Annotated in this window: 15 protein-coding genes; 1 reads left to right on the top strand and 14 read right to left on the bottom strand. The window is 58.7% G+C overall.

The features are described from left to right. Positions 1-282: 282 nt before the first annotated feature. The 11 genes from H582_RS0121320 to H582_RS0121270 form a co-directional block, all read right to left on the bottom strand. Positions 283-2,502: a helix-turn-helix domain-containing protein gene (locus H582_RS0121320; RefSeq protein ID WP_028600158.1), complete on the bottom strand. Its 2,220-nt coding sequence runs from the start codon at positions 2,500-2,502 to the stop codon at positions 283-285. A 33-nt stretch (positions 2,503-2,535) separates the two neighbouring features. Continuing rightward, the gene (locus tag H582_RS0121315) at positions 2,536-3,747 is read right to left on the bottom strand and encodes an MFS transporter (protein ID WP_084137507.1); all 1,212 of its coding nucleotides are present in this window, start codon (positions 3,745-3,747) and stop codon (positions 2,536-2,538) included. Positions 3,748-3,805: 58 nt separating this feature from the next. Further along, positions 3,806-4,825 carry an ROK family protein gene (locus H582_RS0121310; protein ID WP_043111722.1) on the bottom strand — a complete coding sequence of 340 codons (1,020 nt, stop codon included), beginning with the start codon at positions 4,823-4,825 and terminating at the stop codon, positions 3,806-3,808. A gap of 25 nt (positions 4,826-4,850) precedes the next feature. Then, on the bottom strand, positions 4,851-6,017 hold the full coding sequence (locus tag H582_RS0121305; protein WP_028600155.1) for an ROK family transcriptional regulator: 1,167 nt from the start codon (positions 6,015-6,017) through the stop codon (positions 4,851-4,853). A gap of 171 nt (positions 6,018-6,188) precedes the next feature. Continuing rightward, positions 6,189-6,968 (bottom strand): nitroreductase family protein, encoded by a 780-nt coding sequence (locus H582_RS0121300; protein WP_028600154.1) that lies wholly within the window; start codon positions 6,966-6,968, stop codon positions 6,189-6,191. A 44-nt stretch (positions 6,969-7,012) separates the two neighbouring features. Continuing rightward, positions 7,013-7,615, bottom strand: coding sequence for a sugar O-acetyltransferase (locus tag H582_RS0121295; RefSeq protein WP_028600153.1), 603 nt, complete (start codon positions 7,613-7,615; stop codon positions 7,013-7,015). Positions 7,616-7,648: 33 nt separating this feature from the next. After that, a complete protein-coding gene (locus H582_RS28870; protein WP_052333512.1) occupies positions 7,649-9,241 on the bottom strand; it encodes an MFS transporter in 1,593 nt (530 codons plus the stop codon). A gap of 65 nt (positions 9,242-9,306) precedes the next feature. Continuing rightward, positions 9,307-9,639 (bottom strand): ArsR/SmtB family transcription factor, encoded by a 333-nt coding sequence (locus H582_RS0121285; RefSeq protein ID WP_028600152.1) that lies wholly within the window; start codon positions 9,637-9,639, stop codon positions 9,307-9,309. Positions 9,640-9,855: 216 nt separating this feature from the next. Further along, on the bottom strand, positions 9,856-10,212 hold the full coding sequence (locus H582_RS0121280) for a nucleotide excision repair endonuclease (protein ID WP_028600151.1): 357 nt from the start codon (positions 10,210-10,212) through the stop codon (positions 9,856-9,858). Between the two features lie 47 nt (positions 10,213-10,259). Continuing rightward, positions 10,260-10,412, bottom strand: a complete 153-nt coding sequence (locus tag H582_RS32195) for a hypothetical protein (protein WP_153784580.1) — start codon at positions 10,410-10,412, stop codon at positions 10,260-10,262. Continuing rightward, positions 10,409-11,092 carry a TetR/AcrR family transcriptional regulator gene (locus tag H582_RS0121270; RefSeq protein ID WP_028600150.1) on the bottom strand — a complete coding sequence of 228 codons (684 nt, stop codon included), beginning with the start codon at positions 11,090-11,092 and terminating at the stop codon, positions 10,409-10,411. The genes H582_RS32195 and H582_RS0121270 overlap by 4 nt, the downstream gene beginning before the upstream one ends. 140 nt (positions 11,093-11,232) lie before the next feature. Between H582_RS0121270 and H582_RS0121265 the strand changes: the two genes are divergently transcribed. Beyond that, positions 11,233-12,591: an MATE family efflux transporter gene (locus H582_RS0121265; protein WP_028600149.1), complete on the top strand. Its 1,359-nt coding sequence runs from the start codon at positions 11,233-11,235 to the stop codon at positions 12,589-12,591. Positions 12,592-12,602: 11 nt separating this feature from the next. On the opposite strand, the gene H582_RS0121260 is transcribed toward H582_RS0121265, so the two are convergent. From H582_RS0121260 to H582_RS0121250, 3 genes are all read right to left on the bottom strand, one after another. Then, on the bottom strand, positions 12,603-13,193 hold the full coding sequence (locus H582_RS0121260) for a TetR/AcrR family transcriptional regulator (protein WP_028600148.1): 591 nt from the start codon (positions 13,191-13,193) through the stop codon (positions 12,603-12,605). A 17-nt stretch (positions 13,194-13,210) separates the two neighbouring features. After that, a complete protein-coding gene (locus tag H582_RS0121255) occupies positions 13,211-13,639 on the bottom strand; it encodes a VOC family protein (protein WP_028600147.1) in 429 nt (142 codons plus the stop codon). 141 nt (positions 13,640-13,780) lie between these two features. Further along, positions 13,781-14,692: a copper amine oxidase N-terminal domain-containing protein gene (locus H582_RS0121250; RefSeq protein WP_028600146.1), complete on the bottom strand. Its 912-nt coding sequence runs from the start codon at positions 14,690-14,692 to the stop codon at positions 13,781-13,783. Positions 14,693-14,799: the final 107 nt, after the last annotated feature.

Genomic DNA, 14,799 nt, shown 5'->3' with positions numbered 1-14,799 from the left:
GCAAGCTCCGCCTAGCGGCGCCTCGGGATGTCACTAATTATTACATCTCTTTTTTTGTTTGCTCAATAAACGATTTTCATATGGCTTTTCATCGGAGGAAATGGTTATAAAACCTAACATATAAACAGGAATCGCGAAGCCTTAAACGATTTTCATATCCATTCATCGGGAAAGTCATCGGGAAAGCTCAAGCTGAGCTGTCCTGATTTCCTTGCCGGTACGCAAAAAAACCGCCCTCACGGGCGGCTGGGCGCTGCGCAGCCGGGACGAACGACATTCGGTTTATTCGCTCCGTCCTTTCTTCTTGCGATATTCGCCGGGAGTAACTCCCGTAACCCGCTTGAACACGCGGCCAAAGGAAATCGAGTTGGCATAGCCGACCTTCAGCGCGATGTCCTGCACTGTCCAGTCGGTCGTTACGAGCAGCCGGCACGCCCGCTCGACGCGCAGTTGGAGAAGGAAGTCCACGAACTTCATGTTGTATTCTTCCTTAAACAGATAGCTGGCATACTTGCCGGAAATCTGAAACCGATCGCTAAGGCTCTTCAGCGATAAATCCGGGTTATCGAAGTTCTCTTCGATATAAGTCCTCATTTCGCTGATCATCGCTCGGTGGCTCTTCATCTCGTTGATGGCCACATAATTGCGGTACACTTCCTTCAGCCACTCCTGAAGAATAGCCTGCACATCGGCCATCGTCGCCGCCCGTTGAATCTCTCCAAGCATACGGGCGAGAACTTCCTTGGCAAACTGGCTGTGCAGGCGCTCGGACAGGTCGCCGAATTCGCGGGCCAGCATCTGGATCAGCGCCTGCAGCAGCATGCGGATCTCGGTATCCCTCAGCTGGTCGGAGCCGAACGCCGCGAACAGCTCATCAAGCCGCTCCCGCCAGCTATCGCTCGTCAAGCGGAATTCGCGGACGAAATCCGCGAACAGCTGCAGGTACGGATGCGCGTGCAGCTCCGAGCCCCCGGGCATCCGCTCGATCAGCAGGATGTCTCGACCGGTCGTGAGCTTGCGCTGCAAGGCGGAATTCGCATCGGCGTAGGAGCCGGCCGCGCCATCCCAGCTCGGAGCCGTATGGCCGACGGCCACTGTGAACGAGAGTCCGAAGTGCTCGATAATCCATTCGCGCACTTGCCTCGCCAGCTCCGACAGCTTCTCCCGACTGGGCGCCTCCTCGTTGACGGAAGCGATAGCGGCGACGAGACGCCGACCGCTGAACCATTCCGCCCAACCGCCCATCTGCTCGCCGTTCGCCATCTCGCTCACGACGTTCATGATGGCCAGCTTCAACAAGCTTTGATCCGGCTTCAGATCGTCGCCGTTCAACTCGGCGATCATGACCGTCAGGCTGCGCGGCTCCAGGTACGCTTCTTCGAGCGGCATCAGCTGGCCCAGCCGTGCTCGCGCCGAATTGGATTCCCCGCTCTCCACGATATCAAGCAGCAGCTGCCTGCGCTGGACGAGCAGATTCTCATGATGCCGCTGCTCGTAGTCGACAGTCTGCGAGATCAGTCGCTCCAGCGCCCGATCGATGATCATCAGCTCGTCCTTGACGGACGATGCGGCTTCGTTCTCGTCCGGGCGCAGCTGCATCGACTGGATCCGGTTCAGGATCAGCTGGATCGGGCGATAGTTGCGTTTCGTGATGTAGAGCAGGCCGATGATGGCGCCGACGATGGTCAGCAGGCCGATTCCGATCCAGACATAAGAGATCAGCGATACCCAAGCATACAGTTGTCCGGATTGAATGCCGCTCTCGAACGTCCACCCGCTCTTCTCGGAACGGAGCCGGTTCAAGGTGTGGCCCTTGAGGCCTTCGCGCCCGTGGGCCACGTACAGCAGATTGCGCTCATCATCCCATAGTCTCAGGAACGACAGCTGATCATTCGTCATGCTGTCGATCTGCTGCTCAATCGCATACATGCGCACGGAGACGACGAGCAGCCCCTCCCCTCCGAACGGCAACGGCAGCCACTTGTTCATGCTGATGACCTTTTCGGCCGAATCGCTCGACCTTTCCTTGTAGTCGCGAGGGGCGCTCCAACCGGTCTCGCCGCGGCGCTGAAGAGACTCGGTGATGTACTCCGCGTCTCCAAAGCCCATCAGCGACGTCATCCCTCTCGTAGTCAGCACCTCGGAATCGGCGGCCCGATAGAGATAGACCGAAGCGATCTTGTCCTGACGGTCGACCATTTTCCGAAGTCCGCTTGCCGCATCATAGATAAACGAAATGGTCTGCTGCTCCGGTCCCGGCTCGAGAAAATCATTGTACAGCTTGGCCGAAGCGATCTCTTCGAGCAGCCGCAGCTCGATATCGCCCAACGTCCGGTCGATCGTGTCTGCGATATAGCGGGTAGAAACAAGATCGGCCTTTTGCGTTTCCTTGCGCGAGAGCTCGTTCACAATCAAGAAAGTCAGGAAGACGAGGACGGAGATGGTCAGCAGGAACAGAGGGAAATACGAATAGAGCATCCGGGCGTACCAATTCCGCTTCATGTTCAACTTCAACTCTCCTCCCTCCGCGATCCTCTAGCTGTACGCTCCGCTGCGTCGCGCGCGCCTGCTGACGGCATGCAACACGGCTGAGCCAAGCCCTGCGCTGATCGTACAGGCAAGGAACATCGCCGTCGGACCTCCCGCGTCCATCAGATAGCCGTTCAGCATGTTCCCTATAATGCCGCCAAGACCCATGAACACCATATTGAACAAGCTCTGCCCGGTCGCTTGCGACTCCGCGCTCGTCATCGCGGCTACGTACTCGACCGCCGCGATATAGAACAAGCCGAAGGACAAGCCGTGCAGCACCTGCACGCCGATCATCACCCCGGGAGTCGGCCATATCCACTGAATTCCCCAACGCAGCATATACGCAACCGAGGCGATAAGCAGCGTACGCTCGAATCCCCACTTCCTCAGCACGGATGAAGCCATCAGCATCGAGGGCACGTTCGTCGTCGAGGCGAGAAGCAGACCGATGCCGGTCAGCGCGTAGGAGCCTCCCACAGCCTGAAAGGACAGGACAAAAAAGGAATTGAACGCGGTAAGCGTCTGATTGACCAGAAAGCAGCCCAGCAAAAACAAAGCAAACGACCGGTTGCGAAGCAGCTCCCACAGTCCGGCGGTAAAAGCGGTCGAGCTCCCGGATACGTCGGTCCGGCTCGGAAGCGCAGCGGCCAGAACGGCGCTGAGCGCGTTGAACGCCAGAAAGGGCAGCCACAGCATATGGATCGAGAACTGCGACAAATACAGACCCGCTGCATAACCGCCTACTCCGGTGCCGATGCTTCCGAATAACCGAATGACGCCGTAGGAGGTGCGGGCTTCCCGCGCGGCGGTTACGGCATAGGAATCCGCTACCGGATACTGCGTCACTTGAAATATCGTGCAAAGAGTATAAATGAATATAAGGAAGAGATACAACTTGATATTATAGAAATAAGCGGCGAACGAAGGGACAAGAAGACTGACGATCAGAATCGATCGCGTCATTTTGAACCGGTCCGCCAGCATCCCCCATGCCGGCTGCAGCACAATCGAAACGAGTGTGCCGAAGGCCATGACGAGGCCGGTTTCTTGGCTCGAAAAGCCCTGTTTCACGAGTAGTGGATTCACGTAAGGGTTGAAGATCCCTCCGGCCAGCCCCATGAACAGATAAAGTCCCTGAAGCTTGAGCAAGACGATTCTGGCTTTTTTATCGGCTCGTATCTTTGTTTGGCGAGCCGGTGCTAGCAGGCTTCCCATCCTAAACTCCACTCCATCCGTTGGCTCAGAATCCGGCTCTTGCTAGCGCGCCGGTCAATCAGCGTGCAGACAGCTTGGCTCGGACGGCGACGAGCGCGCCCGTTGCGCCAGCCTCGTTGCCAAGGCGGGCAGGCGCGAGCGCTACCGGCACAGCCGTAAGCCCGGCGAGCCGCTCGGCAATGCCGCCGAGATAATAATCCGGGTCGGCGGCCGCCACGCCTCCGCCGAGGATGACCAACGCCGGATTGAGCAGGCCGACAATATTCGCGATGCAGCGGGCCATATAGCCTAGCGCCCTGTCCATGACGCGAAGGGCTTCAGGGTCATCGTCCTTGGCGGCCTCCAGCACATGCCTGGCCTCGATGCGCGCCTGGTCGCCCCCGGCCAGCTCGAGCACAGCCGAAGAGGGATCGGCGTCATGCTCGGAGAATCTCCTGCGGGCCTGAAGCGCTATGCCTGTACCCGAAGCCATCTGCTCGAGCACGCCGAACTCGTTCGGATCGGAGCCTGCGCGGCCTTCGAGTCCGGCATCGCCGACGATCAGATGCCCGATCTCGCCCGCCCCGCCCTCGTGTCCGCCGTATAGGCGGCCGTCTAAAAACAGCGCGCAGCCGATGCCCGTCCCTACCGTGATCATCGCGAAGTCGTCGCAGCCCTGCGCCGCTCCTTCGGCATGCTCGCCGATCGCCGCCAGATTGACGTCATTGTCCAGATAGATCCGGCCGGCGTAGACTTTGCGTATCAGCGGCCGGATATCCAGCTGCGGCCAATGGAATGCCGGCGCGTTCAGCAGGATGCCTCGCGCATCCTGGATGATGCCCGGGAATCCGATGCCGACCCCGACCAAGCGCGCATAGGGAATGCCCGAATCCTCTCCGAACTGCTTTAATTCCGCGAACAGCCAATCGATGAATTCCGCCGGCGAGCCGCTCGTACGGGTTCCGATCTTGCGTTGAATCGTCGGCCCCCCGGAAGCGATCGGAGACAGCATCATCAGCGTCTTCGTCCCTCCAACATCGATGCCGGCAAGCCATTCCCCCTCTGCCTGCCCCAACGTTCCCTTGCCCAATGTACTCATGGATCGCCCTCCCCCCTTAGTTCGATTACAACTCCAGACGAAGCGATTCAACCGCTCGTTCCCGCGCCAAGAGCGACGCGCCAATAACGACCGCCCGATCGCCCAGCCCGGAGGCGACCAGCCTCGTTCCCCTCGCCAGCCCCTCCGCCTGATGGCGATGCAAGATCGGCAGCAGCAGATCGCCCCTGCCCCCGATACCGCCGCCAAGCACGACCATCTCAGGAGCCAGCACGGCGCATAAATTATGAACGGCCCAAGCGATCAGGCGGCCGTAGGCCTCCAATGTTTCCACTGCCGCCGCTTCCCCTCGCCTTGCTGCCGAGAACAGCTTTTCGGGCGACAAATGAAGGGCAAGCGCCTTTGCTTCCTCGTCGTCCCGCTCGCCGAGCACGCGCGCCGCGAGCGTCATCAAGCCCTGCGCGGACAACGCCGTCTCCAGCCGCGAGCCATCGGGCAGCAGCATCTCGGCGAACTCGCCGGCTTGCCCGTCATGGCCTTTCAACAGGCGCCCGTCAACGACGATCCCGCCGCCCGTGCCCGCACCGATCGAAAAAAAGGCAAATTGACCCACGCCCTGCGCGGCTCCTTGCTTTTGTTCTCCGAGCGCGGCCAGATTGACGTCATTCTCGATCGTGACCTCGCACGGGAATATCGCAGATAGCGATTCGAGAGCGAACGACTCCTGCAGACCGGCGAGCGGCGCAACGATGCGCGAGATCTGACTTGTGTCCGGCAGCACGACTGCCGGCACGCCGACGCAAATATGCTTGAGCTGCTGCCACGTCACTTCGTTCAGGGACAGCAGGTAATCGGCCCTGCTCTTGAGGAGCGCGAGCGCCTCCTCGCCGGTCGCGTCCGCCGGCATCGGACAGGCATCGTACCCGAGGAGCCTGCCGCTAAGATCGCACAAGGCGATCCGGATCCGGGTCGCTCCAAGGTCGATGCCGCAGGTGTAATGCCCCCGCTCGTTGAAGCTGACAAGCGTCGCTTTCCGGCCTTGCGCATTGTCCGCCTGGCCCGTCTCCACCGCGAGCCGGCGAGCGATAAGACGCTCGACCGCAGCGGATACCGTAGGCTTGCTGAGCCCGGTATACCGGCTGATGTCCGCGCGCGACAGGCTTCCTCGCTCCATGACAGCGTCGAGAATGACGTTGTCGTTGGATGTGCGCATCGACTGTGGAGTGTATGCCATCTTAAGCCTCCTTTTAAGTTAGTAAAGTTAATTAACTATATAAGCACTATACCACCGACTCCCCGTTTCTGCATAGATATGCGTCGAAAAGGAAGGCCGGAATCGAGCGCCCGCCATGCCGGGAGGACGGCATCATGCGAGATTCCGAGTTCCAGCCCGGCGTGCGCCGTCCTACCGATGATTCATGAAGTTCTGCTTCTCCAGGTAATCCAGCACTGTCCGGGAAAACTCCAAATGGGATTCCTTCGTATACTTCGCGCGGGTGTAGATCTGGGCGAGATTCTCCAGTCCCATCTCCTCGGTCATCCGCTTCAGGCTCGGAACGTCCATGTAGCGCTTCCAGCCCTTTTCGTTGCGCTCGCGGTAAATCTCCACGATGTCCTCGTCGGAGTAGTCCCGGTACTGCTCGTCATGGACGAGACCATGCCGGGGCAGCCGGTCGCGGCGGGCGGGATCCTCGGCCGGGTAGCCCAGCGAGTACCCGACGACGGGCACGACATTCGGCGGGAGGTTCAGCAGCTCGCCGATCTGGTCGCAGTTGGCCAGCGTCGAGCCCATGTAGCAGAGGCCGAGGCCGGCATTTTCCGCAGCCAGCGCACAGTTCTGCGAAGCCAGAGTGGCGTCGATGGCGCCGATCATGAAGCTCATGAAGTTGTCGAAATGGACGGGCGCATCGTTCATCGCCAGCCATTTCCGCATCCGGTTGAAATCCGCGCAGAAGGTCAGCAGCACCGGGGCGTCCACGACCATGGACTGCTCCATGTGGGCGGCGTACAGCTTCTGCCTCAGCTCCTTGTCCCGCGTGACGATGATGGAATAGGACTGCATGTTGCCGCTGGACGAGGCTCGGATGCCGGCGTCCAGAATCTGCTCGAGCAGCTCCGGGCTCACCTCGCGGTCTTGATACTGGCGGATCGATCGGTGTCCGTGCAGGACGTCGCTGAATTCCATTGCATCCACTCTCCTAATAGGGTCTTCCTCCGGCCTGGCTCACACTAGGCGTCGATCTTCCGGTCCTTGTAATAAAATTCCTTGTCGCGGTCGTTGATCTCCCGGAGCACGCGGCACGGATTGCCGACGGCAACGACGTTCGCCGGGATGTCCTTCGTCACGATGCTGCCGGCGCCGATGACGGTGTTGTCGCCGATCGCGACTCCCGGGAGGATGACCGCGCCGGCGCCGACCCACACGTTCCGGCCGATGCGGACCGGCAGGTTGAACTGGCTCACCTGCTCCCGAAGATGGGGCACGATGGGATGGCCTGCCGTCGCTACCGTGACATTGGGACCGAACATCGTGTGATCTCCGACATAGATATGGGTGTCGTCCACCATCGTCAGGTTGAAGTTGGCATAGACGCCCTTCCCGAAATGGACGTGCCTGCCGCCCCAGTTGGCGTGGAACGGCGGCTCGATGTAGCAGCCCTCGCCCAGCTCGGCGAACATCCGCTTCATCAGCTGCGCGCGCTTCTCCCCCTCGGATGGACGCGTCGCATTGAAGTCATAGAGCCGCTCCAGACATTCGCGCTGCTCGCTCAGCAGCTCCTCGTTCCCGCTGTTGTAGAGCCCGCCGGAGTGCATTCTTTCATAAGGCGTCATGTACATATCCTCCCATTCTGATTGACCAAGGCGTTAGGATCGACCGGTTGATTCCTGCTTATCCCCAAAAGCCTGCTCGCGCTGCGAGGGCTTGCGGATCAAAACTGCGCTCGCCGCCGTTCCGATCAGCAGGAAGACGGCCATGAGCAGGCTCGCTTCTTTCATGCCGGCGTTGAACGCATGGAACACGATCGGCTTCGCGTCCTGGAAAGCAGGCAGGGCCTGGAATGCCCCCGCTTGCCCGCGGTCGAAAAGATGCGATCCGGCAAAAGCTCCCGCTTCCTGAAGCCGCTCGAGCAGCTTGTTCTTTGATTCTACGTCGATGTCCGGAAGCTTCGCAACCTGCTTGCCCAGCGACTCGCGATATCCTTCTGTCAGCTTGATCCCGAGCAGGACCACGCCGAAGGACAGTCCGACCTGCCGAAAGACGTTCAGCATGCCCGACGCCATGCCGACCTGGCTCTTGTCGACGGAGCTCATCGCGGCGTTGGCGATGGGCGGATTGACCAGAGCGTTGCTGATGCCGAGAAGGATGAATCCCGCCAGAAGATGGCTCCATTCCAACGGAACCTGGATGCGTTGGCGAATGACAAGGACTCCGATCGCCCCGATCAGCAGCGCTCCGCTGATCAGCCACCGGTTGCCGATTTTTCCGGATAGGACTCCGGCCGCCGGCCCCAGCACCAAGGTGAATCCGCTGATCAAGAGCATCCTCGCTCCCGTTTCAAAAGCGGAATAGCCCATATAATTCTGCATCAGAATCGTGAGATAGGTGAATCCCCCGTACAGTCCCGCTCCCAAAGCGAACGCCGCGATGTTGGCGCCGTTGAACGACGCGCTTTTGAACATCGACAATTCGATCATCGGCTGATCGACTTTCCGCTCGGTCACGATAAACGCGATGAAGAAGAGCAGCGATGCGCCGAACAAGCCTAGGATAGGCCCGTTTGTCCAGGAATAACCCGGGTGCATTTCCTTCTGGATCAAGGCGAGCACCATCGTGAAGATCGTCGCCGTGCTGAAGGCGAAGCCCAGATAGTCGATCTTCCCCTTGCGGTTCCGAGCGCTCTCCTGAATGAAATACATTCCTGCCCAAATAGCCGCGATGCCGAACGGAAGATTGATCAGGAAGATCGATCGCCAGCCCCAGCTGTCCACCAGAGCGCCGCCGATAAGCGGTCCGGCGGAGATCGCCAGACCGACCACGCTGCTCCAGATGCCGAGCGCGAGTCCCCTTTGCCTGTCGGGGAAAGAAGCGGTGACGATGGTCAGCGACAGGGACATCATCGCCGCGCCGCCGATGCCTTGCAACCCTCGGAACAGGTTCAGCCAGACATCGCTGGGCGCGAGTCCGCTGGCCAAGGAGCCGATGACAAACAAGCCGAGTCCCATCAGAAAGACTTTTTTGCGTCCTATGACATCGCCCAGCTTGGAGATCGGCAGCAGCATGGCGGCATAAACCAGCGTATAAGCATTCAGCACCCATTGCAAACTCGAGAAATCGGAAGCGAAGCTTCGTTGAATATCGGGCAGCGCGACATTGACGATGGTGAGATCCAGCATGGCCATGAACACCGCCAGGCTGACGATGATCAGAACCCACCACTTTCGAGAACGGTTTTCCATTCGTTGTCCCTCTTTTCATGTTTTTGTGCACACATATGCACCTATTGATCAAAAAGAAAAGCACCCTAGGACTGCAGGTTCAGGAGTGCTTTCATGTTGCTCGCCGTCTTCTCGAACTTGTCTACGACAACGTGCTGGTTGGCTTTGTAGTAGATTTCCCGGCCTTCCTTCCTTCTCTGCACGATATCGAACCGGTTCATGTAGTCCAGATGGCGAGAGATGACGGACCGGTTCTGGGGAAAGTGCTCGGCGATCTGCCCGATGGCCATCTCCCCGTAGATGGAGAGGAAGACCAGCAGCTCGCTTCGGACCGGGTCGAAAACGGCTCGGTAGAATTCAATATCGATATTGTCTTCAATCAGCTTCTTGCACCTGCTCGGATCGTGGCCAAGTCCCATCCTCTCACCGCCTGCCTTAATTATATGCATCCGTGTGCACATGTAAACAAAAACTTTCATCCATGGCCGCATGGCTGTCTGGGAGCCGCAGGTCCGCTACGGGGACATGGCCCGTGCCCGTCATCCACTGCAGCCTGACATGAACGAAGCGCTTGCTGAAAATCAGCAAAACGGTGGAAGGCCCCCCTCCGAGGGGGGCCTTCCTTTTTGCCGTCCTTATTTATAGAACACCTTTTCGATGTTGTACTTGGCCTTGAGCTGGTTGATGAGGTACGTCTCGTAGATTTCCCGGTGCATGGGCTCCTCGATCAGGCACACCTCGATCTTGGCGACCTCGCTGCGATGGTTCTTCATGACGGACGAAGCATCCTCGAAATGCTTCTTGATGCGGGGGCGCAGCTTCCGCGCCTTGCCGACGAACAGCAGCTCGTCCTTGTCGTTGTAGAACAGGAAGATTCCGCCTTCTTCCCTGGTGATCCGATGGAAATCCGTAAACCCGTAAATATGGCTGGACTGAGGATCCTTTTCCTTGTATAGGGTCACGTCTGGCTTTGGAATGGTAATTTGGATCATGCGCGCTCGCTCCTTCTGCTGGGCCTGTGCCGCTTGCCCTTCTGCTATTATACCCGCTTCTTCCGCGCATGTCCCGCTTCCTCCGGGTCCGCCTGGCTCCATGAACGCGGTCTTCTCGACTCGCGCATCGCCTCGATCCACTCGACCAGCTCGCCGCGCAGCCGCAGTTGCTTGTCGATCCTGCCGGATGCGGCCTTCATGGCTTCGCCTGCTCTTCCATGACTTGCTCGATCCCGAGCAAAATGAGCTTCACTCCGAACTCGAACGCGCGGTCGGTCCCCATCAGCTCGAACAGCCCGTTCGTGAACATCCGTCGGAACAGTCCCGCTTCCGCATCGTTCATGGAGTCGAGCAGGCGGACCATCTCGTCGCCCGGAGCGGCTCCCTTGTCCTTCAGGATGGCGGAGACGTTGCGCTCATGCTGATAGTCGTCCAGGACGAAGTAGAAGACGTAGTTCACCAGCGTCGTGACGACCTGCATCTTCTGCTCCTGCTCCAGCGGCGTCTCTTCCACGCAGAGCAGCATGCGGTTGGTGAACCGGATGATGTCCGGCTCGTGGGGCAGCGTCATCATCATGAGCTGCGTCGAGCAGGGATAGCGGCCGAGCACGCTCCGCACCGTGGCGGCCAGCGCCGCCAGCTGCTCCTTCCAGTCCCCGTCCGAGCGGAACTCCTCCAGAATCCGTTTCGACACCTGGTTGGCCAGGCGCTGGTACAGCTGCTGCTTGCTCTTGAAATGCCAGTAGAGCGAGGGCGCCTGAATGCCCAGCCGCTCGGCCAGCCGCCTCATGCTGAACTTCTCGATGCCCTCCTCGCCGAGAAGCTCCCAAGAAGCCCCGAGAATCTTGTCCTCCGAAATCGAAGGCTGCTGCTTTTTCATCTGGCACCCGCCTTTTATCTAACGGTGTAAGTTTATGCTTTACAGGTTCATAAGGCCATGATATCATCTAACACTGTAAGGCACAACCTAACGCCGTTAGATTGATCTCAAAAAAATAAACCTAGAAAGCCGGGATCCGCATGGATGCAGAAAACCTTCACTATTTCGAGAAAGCCCCGATCGCCAAAGCCGTCGCCCACTTCGCCGTCCCGATGATGCTCGGCACGTCGATGAGCGTCATCTATTCCATCTTGAACGCCTACTTCCTCGGGACGCTCCGCGACACGGCCATGCTGACCGCGCTCGCGCTGACGCTGCCGCTGTTCGCGATCATCATGGCGCTGGGCAACCTGATCGGGATGGGCAGCGGCACCTTCATCTCCCGCCTGCTGGGCGAGAGGAGCTATGACGAGGCGAAGCAGGTCTCGTCCTTCGCCTTTTACAGCAGCCTCGTCCTCGGTCTGATCGTCATGGCGATCGGCCTCCCGCTGATCGATCCGATCGTCCATAGCCTCGGGGCGACGCCGGATTCCTTCGGATTCACCAAGGATTATGTGACGGTCATGCTGATCGGCTCGCCGCTGGTCGTCCTGTTCTTCACGCTGGAGAACATCGTGCGCGCCGAGGGGGCGGCCGTCACCTCGATGGCCGGCATGATGCTGAGCGTAGCCGTCAACATCGCGCTCGATGCGATCGCCGTCTTCGTGCTCGACTGGGGCGTAGTCGGCGTCGCGTCCGCCACCGTCGTTTCCAACGGGGTCGCGAGCGCGTTCTACGCCTATCATATCGGAGTCAAGAGCCGGTTCCTCACCGTCTCGGCCCGCTGGTTCAAGGCGAGCCGAAAGATTCTGGCCAACGTATTCAAAATCGGCGTTCCCGTCTTCATCATGAGCGTCTTCCTCGGGGCGATGTCGCTCATCCTGAACCATTACCTCGTGGAGTACGGCGACCCGGCCGTTGCCGCTTACGGAATCTCCTCCCGGCTGCTGCAATTTCCCGAGTTCATCCTGATGGGGTTATGCGAAGGAGTCGTGCCGCTCATCGCCTTCTCATTCGCCGCGAACAAAGGGCGCATGAAGCAGACGATCGGCTTCACGATCAAGACGATCCTGGCGCTGGCCGCCTCGTTCGGCGTCATCGTCTACCTCGTGTCCGACCACCTGATCGGATGGTTCACGAACGATCCGCACCTGATCGAGATGGGCAGCTACATCCTGCATGTGACGTTCCTGTCGCTGTTCATCACCGGCCTGACCACGCTGTTCGTCGGCATCTTCCAGGCGACCGCGCAAGGAACCGCAGCGTTTATTATGTCCGTGATCCAGGGGATTACCCTGATTCCCGTGCTGTACTTCGCCGACCGACTGCATGGCTTCCATGGCGTGGTCTGGTCGCTCGTCTTCGCGGATGCGGCCGCATTCCTGGTCGGAGCCATCCTGCTGTATGCGCTGCGCAAAAAGCTGCAGCCGGATCTGGAAGGTCTCGTGCAGGGAGGGTAGTCCTATCGGCGCTAGCTTTGCTTTTTCAGTCCATCCAGCAGGAATGCGAGCATCTTCATCGTCTCCTCCTGGGCGTCGGGCTCCACCGACGCACCGGCAAGCCACAGCGCCGTCTCGTTCAGGCCGCCCGAAATGAAGTGGACCAAAGCGTCGAGGGGCATGGGCCGAACATAGCCGTGCTCCTGCATCAGGCCGAGCTGCTCTCTCAGCAGCCGCATGGAATGATGGCGGTCCATCTCTCTCCATGCTTCCCAGCCCACGATCGCCGGGCCGTCGATCAGCAGGATGCGCCGGTTGCGATCCTCGATCGCCGCCAGGATGAACGCGCGGCAGCCCAAGTAGAGCTGCTCCCCCATCTCCTCGCTGGTCGCCGCCTCGCTCTCCACCCTCTCCGCGACGTCTTGCTGGACATCGGCGAGCACCGCCCGGAACAGATCCTTCTTGCTGCGAAAATGATGATAGACCGCCCCGCGCGTCAGGCCCGCCTCTTGCACGATCGACTCCAATGCCGCCTCCGCATAGCCATGTTCGGCAAAATGGCTCCGGGCGACCTCCATCAGCTTGCGGATCGTTTCCGCCGCTTCTTCCTTGCTTCTTTTCACAGGCAGTCCTCTTTCTATTATTCGTTCCAAATTTGTTCGGAATACTGCTCGCTGTATCCGTCCGAAGGAGGGATGACGGTGATGACATCGATCAGCACGCCGTTCGGATCGGATGTGATGAAGTGCCGCTGGCCGAAGTCCTCGCTCCGGAGCTCGAGCGCCAGCGGCAGCCCGGCATCGCGGATGAGGCGATCGTACTGGGCATCGACATCCTCCACTTCGAAGTTCAGAATGAGTCCGTTCGTACGGTTCCGGTACGGCTCCGGAATCGTGGGATGCGCCTCCAGGACGGCCAGCTCGTACGAAACTTTCTCGCCGGACAGTTTTAGGCTGACGTACCAGTCCGCCTCGAACACTTTTTGGAAGCCGAAGTGCTCCTCGTAAAACGACGCCGTAGAACGAACCTGATCCGTCAACAGGACCGGATAGAAACTGGATGCTTTCATGCGAAATGCCCCTTTCGGCTTGGAATGCTTTCACATTAACATACATACTGTATGTATGTAAATAGATTGATTAAACCATAAGACACCTCCAGCATGTTCTCCTCGCGAGGAGGAACCCGACTAGAGGTGTCCTTTGTTGATTCATCTCAACTCCATTCCCTTTTCGCCATCGATCGGGAAAATTATCACTTGGTCGAATACGCCTTCTTTACTTCCGAGCTCCGTACCTTCTCCAGTCTCATCGAGCAGCCCGTACCTTACTTCCCCTGCCATCCATTCATGCATGAAATAAACATAAGCGCCGCTGTAAGCGGGACGCTTTCCCCATTCGCCTTTTACGGCTGGAACTAAATTCGGCACTGCATCGCGCTCGCCGGCTTTTTTGGCGCCTGCTTGCCCTTCCCACCGCTGCCACGCGGCGCCGTTTTCCACCTCGAAATAGCGGATGTACTCTCCTTCTTGAATGAAGAATTTTTGCGACTGGTTTTGAGGGAAATAATACGTGGTTGTACGAACATCCGGCGTGAAGCCCAAATGGTCCTTCAAGCTGATTTTCGGCAATCCCAAAACGGCCTGCCGGGAGGCGGCAAGATCCTCGCTTTTGTACTCCTCGCTTGCGGGAAAGGGATATACGACGGCGGTTCTGGATTCTGCGTCCCATGCTGCATAAGCATTCAGCGATTCTGCAATGAAACGCAGCGGCACATAGACGGAGCTGCCGATGTTTCGGGGCGGAACGCTGACGGTTACGGTGCTGGCCCCTAAAACAGCCTTCGTTTTGCCGACGGTCAGCTTGAGAACGTCCTGCGTGCTTCCATTTGTCACGGATACCGTCTTACTCTTGTTGTCCCAATCCACATGAAAGCCAGGAAGCTGGGAAATCGTCCGAATGGGCACCAAGATCGATTGGTCGATGATGACCGGCTTTTGATCGGCAAGCTTCGTTCCATTGACGTTGAGATGAAGAGGAGCTTCCGCTGCGAATGCGCTGTTTCCCATTGCAGCTAGCATCGCAACTCCTATTAAGCTGCTTAAAAGTCTTTTTTTACCCACAAGCCTCGCCTCCTTGAATTTGGAATATCGTCTGGATTAAGGCGCTATCGGCAGCGACATCCATTCTGTAAAACGAGGCTGTGGAATCTTTTGTTGCTCATTTGCTA

Source organism: Paenibacillus pasadenensis DSM 19293 (assembly GCF_000422485.1).
GTDB lineage: Bacteria > Bacillota > Bacilli > Paenibacillales > Paenibacillaceae > Paenibacillus_O > Paenibacillus_O pasadenensis.
The sequence above is the reverse complement of the archived record's forward strand: the minus strand, read 5'-3'. Positions and strand labels throughout refer to the sequence as shown.